This is a genomic window from Lutispora sp. QWL-02 (genome assembly GCF_058315355.1).
The window spans coordinates 1873533-1886900 of record NZ_CM177762.1 but is presented as its reverse complement, the minus strand read 5'-3'; the positions used below and the strand labels follow the sequence as shown (position 1 = coordinate 1886900).

Below are 13368 nucleotides of genomic sequence, written 5' to 3'. Positions count from 1 at the left end.
AGCAGCAGTGCATAGATAATAATTTTTTATTCAACTATCAAAATGCATTGCATAATATTCAGAATATTATGTGTTATTTATATATTCTATGTGATTTTAAATATACCTTCTCACTTTAATAAAAATTCTATATAACCTACAGATAGTTCGAATCGGCTACAGAATACGCCAATGTCCTCAGGACAGAGAAGACTTTAAAAGCTTGAATATAATCATCGCACTCATAGGTGGTGACGCGCTCGCTTACTCTGATTACGCCGGGCACATAGGTAGCCTTGTGAGCCATGGCAGGTGTATTCCATACCAGTTCTATTTTAATAGGAGGCTTGGATTTGTATAGATATCCATATTTTTCTATATCCTCCACCGCTCTTCTGGAAGCTTCCCGAAGCTCACTTCTTACAGTCTCCACAGGCCTGCATAATGCAGAGAATCTTCCAAGGGCTTTCTTGGTCTCCACGGTTTCAATGGTCGGGAAGAACTGTTTTGCCTGTGCTACAGTGGTGTCGTCACCTGAAAGCATCAATACAGGCACATTGAAATAGCCTGCTACCTCAGCATTTATTTCCGCTTCGCCTACTTCCTTTCCGTTTATCTTGAAGCTGTATAATATAGACGGGCTATATGTGTGATCCATTATAGCGAATGGAGTCCCGAATCTTCCATGATATCCTATAAAAATTACTCCGTCGAAAGTATCATCAATGCTATCCATCATTGAAAGAGTCTTGTCGGAACCGCAGGCGAGTAAGAAATCCCCCTTCAGCATTCCGATGGGTATATTGAGCATATCGCCGTGAGAATCCCCAATAACTGCAATGCCGCCGCCTTCGTTTATGCCCTTTATGACTGCATTGGCCTCTTCAGCCATAAGCTGACGGCCTTCCCTATACAAATCATTATTTTCCACTCCTACCTGATTTGGACTGACAATGCCTCCGATACCTTCCATGTCAACAGATACATAAATTTTTTTCACATATACCACCCTTTCATATAAATAATAAATAGTTTATGCCTTATCTCCCAAATACAGTTCCCACTCCATTTATCATCTTGTGCAGATCTTCCCTATAATCATCACTTCCGGGATTGATGCTGTTTATCAATACCCTGCCTTCCCGGCCGGTAGAGTGGATATAATTTCCTTCACCGATAAACATGGCCACATGACCCGGGAAAAACATCAGATCTGCCGGTTTTATATGTTCTAATGAAATGGATTTCATGTATTCTTCTTTTAAATTGGCATCCCTGTATATTATTATACCATTCAGCATATATGCCATAGATACAAAGCCTGAACAATCTATACCCATAGGACTCTTGCCTCCCCATCTGTATTGGGTTCCCATGTAGGCAAAAGCCGTGTCTATGATGCTCTTTCTCACCGTCTCCTCATCCCGCTTCAAGTCAAAGCATGGGATCTTTCTGAATACTTCCTTGCGAATCCAGCCTCTTCTTTTATCTATAAGCTCAACTTCACACCATCGTTCTTCTTCTCTGCCAGTCATATGAATAAATGCTCCCATTGTCAGTGTTTCCAGCTGATAGCTGGCATATTTGGGCTCGGCCAATACATCGACTATCCTACCGGATATACAGCAGTCTGCATTTTCCTGCCACTCAATTGCCCTATAGCTATCGATTAAAATATTGCTTTCGTGGACATAGCCCTCATAATCGTAATGCGCTTTAACTCTGTACCATCCGTCATCAATGGCCTCTACCAGCTCCAGCACCATGCCGTATAAGCTCTCATCCGCAACCTCGCTGTCAAAGGAAGGCTTCAATTTCAAAGGTATGACATTCTTTCTGGTGATGGCAAGCTTATTATTCATCAAAGGCACCTCCGTCAAAATCAATGTTTTTTATGCCAAGTCCCGCTCCATCACTGAGTATTAATTTGTTTTTGGAGAGCTCTACTCCGCCTGAAATAGGCTCCTTTTCTATCAAATCAACAGCATCCAAATCAGCTCTGGTAATATTTAATTTGCCCCCTGCAAAATGAGCTGCTGCAGCTATGCCCACCTTGCTTTCGATCATGCAGCCTATCATGCACTCTACCCCGCAGCTTTCCGCCATAGCGTTTATCTTCTGCGCATTATGAAGGCCGCCGCATTTCATAAGCTTTATATTCAGTATGTCCGCAGCCCTCTCTTTGAGCAAAATAAAGCAATCATGGGGAGAAAACAAAGCCTCATCTGCCATAATGGGGGTTTCAACATTGCTGGTAATATATTTCAGTCCTTCTATATCAATAGCCTTTACAGGCTGCTCCACCAGCTCAATATCAAAGCCTTGATCCTCCATAGCCCTTATGGTTTTTATAGCTTCCTTCGGTGTCCATCCCTGGTTGGCATCAAGCCTTAACTGTACATCAGGCCCCACAGCGTCTCTGATGGCCTTAACCCTCCTGATATCCAGCTTGCCATCTACCCCTACCTTAGTCTTCAATGTCTTATATCCATTTTTGACATAGTTTATCGCATCCGCAGCCATCTCCTCAGGTGAGTTAACGCTTATGGTTATATCTGACTCGATCTCTTTCCTCGCACCTCCGAATAACCTGTACAAGGGTATATTGAATCTTTTGCCGAAAAGGTCATAAAGCGCTATATCCACTGCAGCCTTAGCGCTCGTATTATGAACTGCCGAGGATTCAACCTTTCTTATTATGGCTTCCAGTTCTTCGATATCCATTCCTACTACGGCAGGCGCTATATAGTTTTTAATGGCACCTGCTATTGATTCATTGGTATCGCCTGTGATCACGGCTGTGGGAGAAGCACTGCCATAGCCTATGTCTCCTGTATCTGCGGTAAGCTTTACTATTAAAGCATCTGCAACAGATACCTGTCTTAGTGCCGTCTTGAATGGCTTTTTTAATTTCATGGAAATAAGCTCCGTCTCAACGGAAAGGATTTTCATTGGGCCACCTCCTAAATTTTAGAGCAAAAATATTTATAAGCTGCTTCAGAAACCTTGCCTATGATATGCTTTGCCGATACATTGCTTTCTGCTTCGGTAACAAATACTCCCAGAAGGTAAACAGTATCCGTCAGATAAAAAATACCTATATCATGATTAAGGTTTTCCAAGTCCCCTGATTTATGTGCTACTACAATATCCTCAGCAATATATCTTGTAAGCAGATCCTTATGCTTTTGCCTCTTTAAAATATTCAATGCCAAATCGCACATATTTCTGTCAAGTATACTTTCTTTATAAAGGGCCTCCATCATATAAGCCATATCCCGGGCAGTGGTCAGGTTCTGCCTGCCCTGCCTTGCAGCTTCAAAATCCATCATCTTTCTTTGCAAAACCGTGCCTTTAAGCTGCATCTTCTCTGCTTGATCATTGATATTATCATAGCCTAAAATATCTATAAGCACATTGGTAGCAGTGTTATCACTTATGATGATCATAAGGGTTATAAGGTCCCGTATACTGTAGCAGGCTGCACCCAGCTCCGATATTATGCTGAAATCAACCCTCTCATAAGGCTTGACGAAGACCATCTCATCAAGGGAAATCCTGCCCTCCATGACCTGCTTCAGTGCTTCGATCATTATAAGAATTTTTATGGTGCTGGCGGAAGGAACCACCCTTGCTGCGTCCAATTCAAGCATCACTTCTTCTTTAAGCAAATCCTTCAGCACTATAGAGACCTTGGCCTCCATCCTGTCAAAGCATTTTAATATATCATCTTTAAGCATAAAACCCCTCCTCGACTTTATTTATAAACAAAAATTTCGGCAGAAAAAGCTATGATAACTCTTTCTGCCGAACTTCATTTACGGTAATAAATGCTGCGACATAAATGCGATCAGAAAAGTCAATGTCAATAATGCCATTGAGGCTATCCCGACCTTAAAATATATATTCTATATATTTTGAAAAACTCCTCTTACATTAATAGTATTTTTATGATAGTTTATATATGGAGGGATTAAATTTGAAATATACTACTGATACTACTTATATAGTAGGAAATTCCAAATCTCAACAAAACAACCCCATAACTCATGTATATGGAGCATTCTTTATGGGCTTCGTCGTCAACAGCCAGACCGAAGAAATAATTGATGTAGAATGCAATTCCATACTTCCTCTTACAAATGAGTTCATAAAAACAATATTCATCGGAAAAAGCATCAGGCATGATTATGAGCAAATAAGATCTGAAGTAGAAAAAAGATATCTGGGTTCATCCCAGAGGGCTGTTCTCGTTGCCTTCAAAGATGCCCAGAAGAAGTATGTTGATTTTAAATCAGGGAAAGAGGTTCAACTATAATCCGGACTTCTTTCCCTGCCAGCTATCCCTTTCAACTAGCTTTTCATCTATTGCATTCAAAACTTCCCATTTATTAAGACTCCATCTGGGTTCTATGAGAGTAGCCCGCGGCCCATCTCCTGTTAGCCTATGTATGACCATATCCGGTGGAAGTTTCTCGATGCAATCTACCACCAAATCCACATATCTCTCCTTGTCCATAAACTTAAGCCTTCCCTCTTCATAAAGTCTAACCATAGGTGTATCTTTCATAAGATGTAGAAGGTGAAGCTTGATTCCCTGAGTATTTGTTTTTGCAACATAATCGATAGTCTTAAGAATATCGGTTTTGGTTTCGCCGGGTAGCCCCAATATGCAGTGAGTGACGACATCAATATTTCTCTTTTTCAATTCTTCAACCGCGCTTATATAGGTCTCCAGGGCATATCCCCGGTTGATCAGCCCGGCTGTATCTTCATGAATGGTCTGCAAGCCCAATTCTACCCACAGGTATGTGCGGCTGTTCAATTCCTCCAGCAGTTCAAGGATGTCGGGCGGCAAACAGTCAGGCCTTGTTGCAATGGCCAGACCTATTACATTCTCCTTCTCCAGTATGGTATTATACTTTTCTCTCAAAACTTCAACAGGCGCATAGGTATTTGTGTAAGCTTGAAAATATCCGATGTATTTTCCGCTCTTCCATTTTTTTCGCATCATAGCCTTGGCTTCTTCAAATTGAAGTGACAGGTCTTTATTTTTCATGGTAAAGTCCCCGGAACCTCTGGGACTGCAAAATATGCACCCGTTTTTGGATACCCTTCCGTCCCTGTTGGGACATGTAAAACCGCCGTCTAAGGATATTTTAAATATCTTTTCGCCAAATTTCTGCCTTAGAAAATAATTTAAGCTATAATATCTTTTGTTATCCCATTCCATTAGCATTCACAACTCTCCTGAATTAATTGTTTTGTTTTTCTATCTGATTTATACTTTTTATACCTTATATAAAAAAGCATAGCTCCTGCAAGTCTGAAAAATCCGGAAAAACTCATGGCTGTAGATCACCACGTTGGCAAGCGCACTGGAGACATTTATCAAGCTTAGCCAAGCCTCATTGGCATGAAGAAAATCTACTTCATAAATAAAGAATAAAGGCCATGCCATCTGCCATGATATATGAAATATGAAAGCAATCAATGTAAATACTATTGCCGCAAAAGCGCCCTCCCACATAATATACCAACCATTACTTGCTTCCCTGCTTGATAGGTCCAAAGGTTTCATAATATTTATCATATATAACACCTATAATATTTAATAATAGATAACCCTATAATATTATAATATATTTTCCTGCTCATTGCCGCATAATATATTTTACATAGTCCTTCATTTATTATAGAATAGTTTTGATGTACATATGAAAGGAAGATTTTGCATGAACACTAATCCAATTGTAACAATCGAAATGGAAAACGGAAAAACTATAAAAATCGAGCTGTATCCGGATGTAGCTCCGAATACTGTAAAGAGCTTCATATCACTTGTGAACAGGGGCTTCTATGATGGGCTCATATTTCATAGGGTCATCCCCGGCTTTATGATTCAGGGCGGATGTCCTCAAGGATCAGGCACGGGCGGCCCCGGCTATTCCATAAAAGGAGAGTTTTCATCCAACGGATTCAAAAATGATTTAAAGCATGACAGGGGCGTCATCTCCATGGCCCGTTCCATGCATCCCGACTCAGCAGGTTCCCAGTTCTTCATCATGGTAGAAGCGGCACCGCATCTGGATGGCGCTTATGCTGCCTTCGGCAAAGTAACAGAAGGAATTGAGGCTGCAGATGAGGTCGTCGACTCTCCAGCAGATTTCAGAGATAAGCCTATAAATGATCAAAGGATCAAAAAAGTCGCCGTTGAGACCTTCGGCGTCAACTATGATGAGCCTGAAAAGATGTAGGGGCGGGCGCGGACGCGCCCCCTACAGCAGTGCTATCTTATGAGCTTCGCAGATGCTTATCATTTCCTGAGGCCATATGGAAGCCTGTATCTCACCTATATGCGCCTTTCTGAGAAAAAACATGCATATCCTTGACTGTCCTATGCCTCCGCCAATGGTCAAAGGAAGCTTATCCTCCAGCAGCATTTGGTGATACTCAAGCTTAAGCCGATCTTCACAATCGGACAATTTAAGCTGTCTGAGCAAAGCATCCTTGTCCACCCTGATTCCCATGGAAGATAACTCCAATGCCATATCCAAAACAGGATACCAGAAAAGTATGTCTCCGTTCAGCATCCAATCATCATAATCGGGAGATCTTCCGTCATGTCTTTTACCGGATTTCAACTTACCGCCGATACCTGTAATAAATACCGCACCTTTTTCTTTTGCAATGGCATTCTCTCTCTCCTTGGGACTTTTATCCGGGTACATATCCTCAAGCTCCTGAGAAGTTATAAAAGTTATTTCATCCGGAAGTATTTCTTCATAGTCTTTGTAAATGCCTTGCATACATCTCTCCGTATTCTTAAAGGCCTTGTAAATCTTTCTTACACAGTCTTTGAGAAAATCAATGTTTCTGTCTTCCTTCATTATTATCTTTTCCCAATCCCATTGGTCCACATAGATGGAATGAATATTATCAAGATCCTCGTCCCTTCTAATGGCATTCATATCTGTGTATAGGCCCTCATAAGGCTTAAAGCCGTATTTGTAAAGCGCCATTCTCTTCCACTTGGCCAGAGATTGCACTATTTCGACCCTCTTCCCCTCTATGGATTTGACATCAAAAGATACAGGCCTTTCCACACCGTTTAAGTAGTCATTCAGCCCTGTATCTGTAGTAACAAATAAAGGTGCAGAGACCCTTGTAAGATTCAGCTGCTCCGACAGGCTTTTTTCAAAATAATCCTTGATCCTCTTGATAGCTATTTGTGTCTCCAAGACATCATGCATAGAGCTATAACCCTTAGGTTTTATAAAAGTAACCTTTCCCATTTTTTGCCCTCCAATATTGAAAAATTAAATAAAAAAACCCTTCATCCCTGAAATAAAGGGACGAAAGGCATTGCTTCCGCGGTACCACCCTGATTAACATATGGTTCACTCTGCCGATACGGAATAACCGGTATTCGATATCGCCCAAGTATAACGTCCTGGCTGCGTCTAAGTCTACTATCCTAAGATTTCGGTTAGAAATTCCGGGATGTTCTTCAAATGGGTTATCGTATCGGCCTCTCACCATCGCCGACTCGCTATGACTACCTTCCCAATTTACTCTTCCCATCATAATCTTTATAATGTTATGCATTTTTATACAGTATAATCTAATTTAAATTTGGTGTCAATATTTTTTTAATAATTGGTGAATATTGTTTTGAATTTTCATTCATGTTATACTTTATACAGCAATATTGACCTAAAAATATTGTATTGGAGGGTGTTATATGAATTTAATTGAGTTCTTAAAGAGGCAAAATATTATCCCTGAAAAGAAATCCGAGAAATTCATTAAGATACTGGAACAATATTCCGAAAACGATGTGTTATACCCGGATGTCATTAAGGAGCTTGACCTTACAGTCACTGAACATGAAAGACTGTTTAATGAATTGGGAAAAAGAGACTATATATCTGCAATATATATAATACAATGTCCATACTGTAATGAATTGGGCAACACATATGTAGATGAAGACGATATACCTTTTATAGACCATTGCAGATTCTGTGAAGCTGAGTTCAACCATCAGGAAAATCATATGCAAGCATACAGGCTGTATTTCAATTATGATGAGGAAGTTGATGTTATCGAGGAATTAAACGATAAAATTGCAGCAAATCAAGACAGGATCATGGAAATAACAGATGAAATCCGCTCTCTGGAAAATGCCCGCAAAACTCTCCAGCTTGAAAATATTAATTTTATAACCACAAAAAATGAATTAATAAAGAATAAAAACGAGAGCAAAGCATACTCCAAAATGGTCGCAAGAGGCTCCAACGTAAAATTCCTTGGAAAGTATCTTGATAATAAAAAGCTGAATTTGAAATGCTTCCGCTGCGGAGATGATATGGAATTTTTCGATGTGAACGGCAAAATAATGGGAGCTTGCCCAGGATGCGACAACGAAGTTGAAATGGAATTCCACTAAATAATGATATATTTGCCATGAAATAAGCTGCCCGGCGGGCAGCTTATTGGTTTCCAGCTATTTATTTAGGAGCAAAGGTTGCGCAATCTGTTTCTTCAGTATTCTTAGCATTTCTTGGCTGAATTTCAATGCTTGAAGCTGTGCAATGATCATCCGAAGCATGATAGTGGCATGTATTGACTACACATTTTACTCCGGGAAGATGACTATCTGTATGACCTACTCTACCTTGCATTTTTATATCTACCTCCATTAATATTCTCCATATTATTATCTAATTCTGCAATCGATGTTATGCTGAGATTATATTCCAATTATCCTAATCTCCTGGGATATCGTTATCTCGTTTTCCTTAACAACGGAATCATAGGCCAAGACCTTTACGCCTTTATCTGAGCAGCGCTTGAGCTCCTCTGAGAACTCAGGGTCCATGACAAAGTTCGGAGAAAAAGCTTCCACACCTTTCATCTGGATTAAAAAAATCACATATCCCTCATAGCCCTGGGAAACAGCATGGCTCATCTCCGCCAAATGTTTCCTCCCACGTTCAGTAGGAGCATCCGGAAACATCGCCAATCCACCATCTTCAAGGGTCACACCCTTGACCTCAATAAAGCCCTTGCTTTCCTCTTTTTCAAAGTACATGTCGAACCTTGAATTGCCATAAGTCACTTCTCTCTTCAAGTATTTTACACCAGAAATCAATGGAATCTTGTCTTGTTTTACACCTTCAAATACGACTGCATTCGGTATTTGAGAATCAATATTTATGAGCATATCTCCCTTGTAGGCTGCAATCAGGGAGTAAGCAGTCTTGCGGTTGGGATTATTTGATGCTTCCAATATCACCTTTGTGCCTTCCGCTAAAATTTCCTTGCATCTTCCCGTGTTTCTTACATGTACTATTTCCTCTTTCCCGTCAAGCAAGACATGGGCGATAAATCTATTTGGTCTTTTTATAAACAAAGCTTTTTTTATATCTTTATATTTCATATTAAACCTCTTCAAATACATCAAAATATTAATCGATTGCTCTAATTGATCGACGGTATCAAAAATTTAGAGGGTGGGCTTCCCAGCCTCCCAGTTTACAGGGCATGGTTTCTGAGTTTGATGCGCCGCAAGAACCCTTAGTATTTCATTGACGTTTCTTCCTATGGACAAGTCATGGACTGAGGCATACCTTATTACTCCATCAGGGTCTATTATGAATGTGCCTCTATAGGCTATGCCTGTTTCCTCATCCAGGACATCATAGCTCCTTGACAAGCTTTTTGTGTAATCCGATAAAATCGGGTAATCTACTTCGCCTATGGATTCCAGCCAGGCTTTATGGCTATATACGCTGTCAGGATTCGCTCCTATAACTTGAGTATTGAATTTTTCAAAATCCTTTAACCTACGGTTAAACTCCGGCACCTCGCTTCCTCAGATAGGGGTAAAGTCAAGGGGATAGAAAAATAATACAACCCACTTTCCTACATAATCTTTCATTGAAACTTTCCCTTTTGTGCTGTCCAAAGTAAAATCAGGCGCTTTTGTCCCTATTTTTATCAAGTTTATTCCTCCTCGGTTAATTAATCATCTATAGTTAATATTCTATCCCATCATGCTAAAATTATTAAGCATCAAGCTTGCCGTCAATTTATATTATAACTTAAAATTGGAACAGCCCTTCAAATAATTAAAGCCGAAAATTAATAAGCTGTATGGGAACTTCCCATACAGCTTATTATTACGGATTATATGCTTTTCAATATTTTATTTAATGCATCCAGAGCATAAATTATTTCTTTCTCCCTATTGAAGTGGCTGAAAGAAAAACGGACGGTTCCCTGGGGGAAGGTATCCAGAGTCTTATGGGCCGAAGGTGCGCAATGAAGCCCGCATCGAGTCATTATGCCAAAGTCCTTATCCAGCAAATAGGATACCTCTGCATTATCCTTTCCTTGGCAATCTATTGATACGACAGCGGTTCTGCCTTCAATTCCGTCTAATCCTGCAAGCCTTACCCCTTCTAAAGCTTTAATGCCTTTAATAAATAAACCTGTGAGCCCCATCTCTGTATTTCTGATATTTTCTGTACCTTCTTTTTCAAGGTATTTCAAAGCCTCGTTCAACCCAAAAATACCAGGTATATTTATAGTACCGCATTCAAATTTATCCGGCATGAAGGGCGGAATCTCTTCAGAGTCCGACATGCTTCCGGTTCCTCCCGATATCAAGGGGTCCATTAAGTCCGCCATTTCATCGGTGATGATAAAGCCGCCTATACCCTGAGGCCCCAAAAGCCCTTTATGTCCAGTAAAAGCCAGGGCATCAATATTCATTTTCTCCACATCTATTTCGACTGCTCCTGCGGTTTGTGCAGAATCCACAATAAATTTGACGTTGTTTTGCCTGCACAGCTCTCCCACCTCAGATATGGATATGATTGTACCGCACACATTTGAAGCATGAGTCATTATCACTGCCTTTGTATTATCCTTTATGCATTCCAGTATATCATTGGAGTTCAATTTTCCCTGAATATCACATTTAACCTTTGTATATTCTACACCCTTTTTATGCAGCTGCATCACAGGCCTCATGACCGCATTGTGCTCCATAGAAGTAACAATACAATGGTCCCCGGGCCTTAAAAGGCCTTTAATGATGAAGTTTAAGCTTTGAGTTATATTCTGAGTAAATATTACATTTTTACTGTTTGAATAATTAAAAAGGCTGCATAATCTTTCTCTTGCTTCCAAAACTACCTCAGCCGCTGAGTAGGCGCTTTTATAGCCGCCTCTGTTTATATTGCTGCCTATATTTTCTATGTAATTTATCATTGCATGAGCCACACCGGGCGCCTTCGGGTATGACGTAGCTCCATTATCCAGATATACTCGTTCCATGCAGATCCCTCCTATATTTTATATTACTACAAATCCATCCTATTATCTACAAAATCATGCATTGATAGTTTCTATAGTCCCATATCGGATTATAGATATATTGAATGACAATTATTTAACGATTTGTAATATACTTAATTTGCAATACTTTATAGGAGGTATGAAAATTGAAAGAAAATAAAGGAATTATTTTTACCGGGGCCGTAGTCGGTATTATAGCTGTGTTATTAGTCAAGTTGGGCAACCCCGGCAACATGGGTTTTTGCATAGCTTGCTTTATCAGGGACATTGCAGGCGCCTTAGGACTTCACAGAGCAGAAGTGGTGCAATATGTACGTCCTGAGATAATAGGCCTTGTCATCGGCGCTTTTTTAATGGCCATTGCCGGCAAAGAGTTCAGTGTGCGCGGCGGATCTGCACCCTTCTCCAGATTTATATTGGGCTTCATAGTGATGGTCGGTGCTTTAATGTTCTTAGGCTGTCCCTTAAGAATGATACTGAGACTTGCAGGCGGCGATCTAAATGCTATAGTAGGACTGGCAGGCTTCACAGCCGGGATATTCCTTGGCATAGTTTTTCTTAACAAGGGCTTTAGCTTGAAAAGAACATATAGTCTCCCAACCTTTGAGGGATTACTTTTCCCCGGTGTTATAGCCGCATTATTCGTTATATTGCTTGCTGTTCCGTCCCTTCTCATCTTCAGCGAAAAAGGACCGGGAGCGGCTCATGCACCTATCATAGCAGCTTTGGCTGCCGGACTTATAGTAGGAGCATTGGCTCAGAAAACCAGATTATGCACGGTAGGCGGCATAAGAGACCTGATATTATTTAAGGACTGGCATCTTATTTCCGGCTTCATCGCCATATTAGCTGCAGCATTAATTGGCAGCATAATCCTGGGACAATTCAAGCTTGGCTTTGCAGCTCAACCTATAGCCCATACGGATGGATTATGGAATTTCCTTGGCATGGCTTTAGCCGGCTTTGGCTCAGTCTTGCTGGGAGGATGCCCGTTAAGACAGCTGATACTGGCCTCCGAAGGTAATATAGATTCAGTGATAACTATAATGGGGCTTACCTTTGGTGCCGCCTTTGCTCATAATTTCAAGCTGGCCTCATCTGCCAATGGCCCTACACCAAATGGACAAATAGCGGTAGTTCTTGGTTTTATTGTGGTATTCGCTATTGCGTATTTCAATATTGAGAAGTCTGCTGACTTAAAAATGAAGGAGGATGTGCAAATTGAAGCATAGTACAATAGATGCAAGAGGAAGATCTTGTCCAGAACCTGTTCTAATGACAAAAAAAGCACTTTCAAAAAGTCCCGAAGGTCTGGAAGTGCTGGTTGACAATACGACAGCAAAAGAAAATATAAGCCGCTTTGCTGGAAACTCCGGATATAAAGTGGAGGTTGCACAAAAGGGCAGCGATTATATCCTCATCCTGACCAAGTAGGACCACCATGGAGTATATCGTGACTTTTTTTACACATTTCGGCGCAATAAAATACAGCAGATTTTTATCAGGGAAGGGCATACCTTCAGAAACCATGCCGGTTCCAAGAAAGCTCAGCTCCAGCTGCGGTGTATGTGTTAAATTCAGAGCCTCCGAAGAGATTTCGTCAATGGTCAGCGATGATATTGAGAGAATATTTTTGCTGGAAGGCTCTGAAGCTAAACTTATATATGACAATAAATAGGGGTAAAGAGCAACTTTGCTCTTTACCCATTTAATCATTGCTTCACTGCTTCATTTAATTTCTCCAGTAATGACTCTACATTAAAACCGTGAACCATGGCTGCCTCTTCCAGAGTTTCCGCTTGTGCCGACGGTCAGCCTACACAGCCCATTCCGAAGCTCATAAGAATCTCAATGGCTTCCGGATATTTTCTTACTATTTCTCCTATGGTCATATCTTTATTTATTGACATCCATACACCTCCTAAATTCTTTTCTATCTTATTATTCCTCATATCGCTTAAATAAACCGGCCTTGAAGTATCATCAAACAAAATTGCCGGCATATGATTTAATTTCATA

General features: G+C 40.5%; 19 protein-coding genes and 1 other annotated feature. Of the genes, 6 read left to right on the top strand and 13 right to left on the bottom strand.

Translation table 11 applies throughout. The annotated features are described in order from the left end of the window. Positions 1-136: 136 nt before the first annotated feature. Genes AC4HCY_RS08660 through AC4HCY_RS08645 form a run of 4 tightly spaced genes read right to left on the bottom strand, consistent with a single transcriptional unit; the run spans position 137 to position 3719 of the window. Positions 137-979, bottom strand: coding sequence for a M55 family metallopeptidase (locus AC4HCY_RS08660; protein WP_323432456.1), 843 nt, complete (start codon positions 977-979; stop codon positions 137-139). A 40-nt stretch (positions 980-1019) separates the two neighbouring features. Further along, positions 1020-1841, bottom strand: coding sequence for a C40 family peptidase (locus AC4HCY_RS08655; protein WP_323432457.1), 822 nt, complete (start codon positions 1839-1841; stop codon positions 1020-1022). Beyond that, a complete protein-coding gene (locus AC4HCY_RS08650) occupies positions 1834-2931 on the bottom strand; it encodes a dipeptide epimerase (protein WP_323432458.1) in 1098 nt (365 codons plus the stop codon). The genes AC4HCY_RS08655 and AC4HCY_RS08650 overlap by 8 nt, the downstream gene beginning before the upstream one ends. 11 nt (positions 2932-2942) lie before the next feature. Next, complete coding sequence (locus tag AC4HCY_RS08645) at positions 2943-3719, bottom strand: serine hydrolase (RefSeq protein WP_491095859.1); 777 nt, start codon at positions 3717-3719, stop codon at positions 2943-2945. Positions 3720-3958: 239 nt separating this feature from the next. Here AC4HCY_RS08645 and AC4HCY_RS08640 point away from each other — a divergent pair, with 239 nt between their 5' ends. After that, positions 3959-4297 (top strand): DUF3870 domain-containing protein, encoded by a 339-nt coding sequence (locus AC4HCY_RS08640; RefSeq protein ID WP_323432460.1) that lies wholly within the window; start codon positions 3959-3961, stop codon positions 4295-4297. Here AC4HCY_RS08640 and mnmL read toward each other — a convergent pair. Both mnmL and AC4HCY_RS08630 read right to left on the bottom strand, forming a co-directional pair. Further along, the gene (gene mnmL / locus AC4HCY_RS08635; protein ID WP_491095858.1) at positions 4292-5218 is read right to left on the bottom strand and encodes a tRNA modification radical SAM protein MnmL/YtqA; all 927 of its coding nucleotides are present in this window, start codon (positions 5216-5218) and stop codon (positions 4292-4294) included. The genes AC4HCY_RS08640 and mnmL overlap by 6 nt on opposite strands. A gap of 51 nt (positions 5219-5269) precedes the next feature. Beyond that, a complete protein-coding gene (locus tag AC4HCY_RS08630) occupies positions 5270-5572 on the bottom strand; it encodes a hypothetical protein (RefSeq protein WP_323432462.1) in 303 nt (100 codons plus the stop codon). 142 nt (positions 5573-5714) lie between these two features. On the opposite strand from AC4HCY_RS08630, the gene AC4HCY_RS08625 reads away from it, so the two are divergent. Beyond that, the gene (locus AC4HCY_RS08625) at positions 5715-6236 is read left to right on the top strand and encodes a peptidylprolyl isomerase (protein WP_323432463.1); all 522 of its coding nucleotides are present in this window, start codon (positions 5715-5717) and stop codon (positions 6234-6236) included. 21 nt (positions 6237-6257) lie between these two features. Here AC4HCY_RS08625 and asnA read toward each other — a convergent pair whose 3' ends face one another. Then, positions 6258-7274 (bottom strand): aspartate--ammonia ligase, encoded by a 1017-nt coding sequence (gene asnA / locus AC4HCY_RS08620; protein WP_323432464.1) that lies wholly within the window; start codon positions 7272-7274, stop codon positions 6258-6260. Positions 7275-7327: 53 nt separating this feature from the next. Continuing rightward, positions 7328-7575, bottom strand: a binding site (T-box leader). 148 nt (positions 7576-7723) lie between these two features. Between asnA and AC4HCY_RS08615 the strand changes: the two genes are divergently transcribed. Beyond that, positions 7724-8431, top strand: a complete 708-nt coding sequence (locus AC4HCY_RS08615; RefSeq protein ID WP_323432465.1) for a hypothetical protein — start codon at positions 7724-7726, stop codon at positions 8429-8431. 61 nt (positions 8432-8492) lie between these two features. Here the strand turns inward: AC4HCY_RS08615 and AC4HCY_RS08610 are convergent, their stop codons facing one another. The 4 genes from AC4HCY_RS08610 to AC4HCY_RS08595 all read right to left on the bottom strand — a co-directional run bounded on the left by AC4HCY_RS08610 (position 8493) and on the right by AC4HCY_RS08595 (position 11328). Further along, positions 8493-8666, bottom strand: coding sequence for a DUF1540 domain-containing protein (locus tag AC4HCY_RS08610; RefSeq protein ID WP_323432477.1), 174 nt, complete (start codon positions 8664-8666; stop codon positions 8493-8495). A gap of 68 nt (positions 8667-8734) precedes the next feature. Continuing rightward, on the bottom strand, positions 8735-9424 hold the full coding sequence (gene sfsA, locus AC4HCY_RS08605; protein ID WP_323432466.1) for a DNA/RNA nuclease SfsA: 690 nt from the start codon (positions 9422-9424) through the stop codon (positions 8735-8737). 66 nt (positions 9425-9490) lie between these two features. Continuing rightward, a complete protein-coding gene (locus AC4HCY_RS08600) occupies positions 9491-9988 on the bottom strand; it encodes a peroxiredoxin (protein WP_323432467.1) in 498 nt (165 codons plus the stop codon). Positions 9989-10173: 185 nt separating this feature from the next. After that, positions 10174-11328 carry an aminotransferase class V-fold PLP-dependent enzyme gene (locus tag AC4HCY_RS08595; RefSeq protein WP_323432468.1) on the bottom strand — a complete coding sequence of 385 codons (1155 nt, stop codon included), beginning with the start codon at positions 11326-11328 and terminating at the stop codon, positions 10174-10176. A 167-nt stretch (positions 11329-11495) separates the two neighbouring features. On the opposite strand from AC4HCY_RS08595, the gene yedE reads away from it, so the two are divergent. Genes yedE through AC4HCY_RS08580 form a run of 3 tightly spaced genes read left to right on the top strand, consistent with a single transcriptional unit; the run spans position 11496 to position 13027 of the window. Beyond that, entirely contained in the window at positions 11496-12581 is a 1086-nt protein-coding gene (gene yedE / locus AC4HCY_RS08590; RefSeq protein WP_255227099.1) for a YedE family putative selenium transporter, read from the top strand. After that, complete coding sequence (locus AC4HCY_RS08585; protein WP_323432470.1) at positions 12571-12783, top strand: sulfurtransferase TusA family protein; 213 nt, start codon at positions 12571-12573, stop codon at positions 12781-12783. The genes yedE and AC4HCY_RS08585 overlap by 11 nt, the downstream gene beginning before the upstream one ends. Positions 12784-12802: 19 nt before the next feature. Continuing rightward, the gene (locus tag AC4HCY_RS08580; protein ID WP_255227101.1) at positions 12803-13027 is read left to right on the top strand and encodes a putative Se/S carrier protein; all 225 of its coding nucleotides are present in this window, start codon (positions 12803-12805) and stop codon (positions 13025-13027) included. Positions 13028-13061: 34 nt separating this feature from the next. Here the strand turns inward: AC4HCY_RS08580 and AC4HCY_RS08575 are convergent, their stop codons facing one another. Further along, complete coding sequence (locus AC4HCY_RS08575) at positions 13062-13259, bottom strand: DUF1858 domain-containing protein (protein ID WP_255227102.1); 198 nt, start codon at positions 13257-13259, stop codon at positions 13062-13064. Next, entirely contained in the window at positions 13161-13367 is a 207-nt protein-coding gene (locus AC4HCY_RS08570) for a DUF1858 domain-containing protein (RefSeq protein ID WP_491096165.1), read from the bottom strand. Before AC4HCY_RS08570 ends, AC4HCY_RS08575 begins: the two co-directional genes overlap by 99 nt. Position 13368 lies beyond the last annotated feature (1 nt).

Coding starts and splice junctions, on each gene's coding strand:
- mnmL (WP_491095858.1), bottom strand. CDS start 5,218: ATGCTAATGGAATGGGATAACAAAAGATATTATAGCTTAAATTATTTT.
- AC4HCY_RS08630 (WP_323432462.1), bottom strand. CDS start 5,572: ATGATAAATATTATGAAACCTTTGGACCTATCAAGCAGGGAAGCAAGT.
- AC4HCY_RS08595 (WP_323432468.1), bottom strand. CDS start 11,328: ATGGAACGAGTATATCTGGATAATGGAGCTACGTCATACCCGAAGGCG.
- sfsA (WP_323432466.1), bottom strand. CDS start 9,424: ATGAAATATAAAGATATAAAAAAAGCTTTGTTTATAAAAAGACCAAAT.
- AC4HCY_RS08650 (WP_323432458.1), bottom strand. CDS start 2,931: ATGAAAATCCTTTCCGTTGAGACGGAGCTTATTTCCATGAAATTAAAA.
- AC4HCY_RS08645 (WP_491095859.1), bottom strand. CDS start 3,719: ATGCTTAAAGATGATATATTAAAATGCTTTGACAGGATGGAGGCCAAG.
- asnA (WP_323432464.1), bottom strand. CDS start 7,274: ATGGGAAAGGTTACTTTTATAAAACCTAAGGGTTATAGCTCTATGCAT.
- AC4HCY_RS08570 (WP_491096165.1), bottom strand. CDS start 13,367: ATGAAATTAAATCATATGCCGGCAATTTTGTTTGATGATACTTCAAGG.
- AC4HCY_RS08610 (WP_323432477.1), bottom strand. CDS start 8,666: ATGCAAGGTAGAGTAGGTCATACAGATAGTCATCTTCCCGGAGTAAAA.
- AC4HCY_RS08625 (WP_323432463.1), top strand. CDS start 5,715: ATGAACACTAATCCAATTGTAACAATCGAAATGGAAAACGGAAAAACT.
- AC4HCY_RS08615 (WP_323432465.1), top strand. CDS start 7,724: ATGAATTTAATTGAGTTCTTAAAGAGGCAAAATATTATCCCTGAAAAG.
- AC4HCY_RS08655 (WP_323432457.1), bottom strand. CDS start 1,841: ATGAATAATAAGCTTGCCATCACCAGAAAGAATGTCATACCTTTGAAA.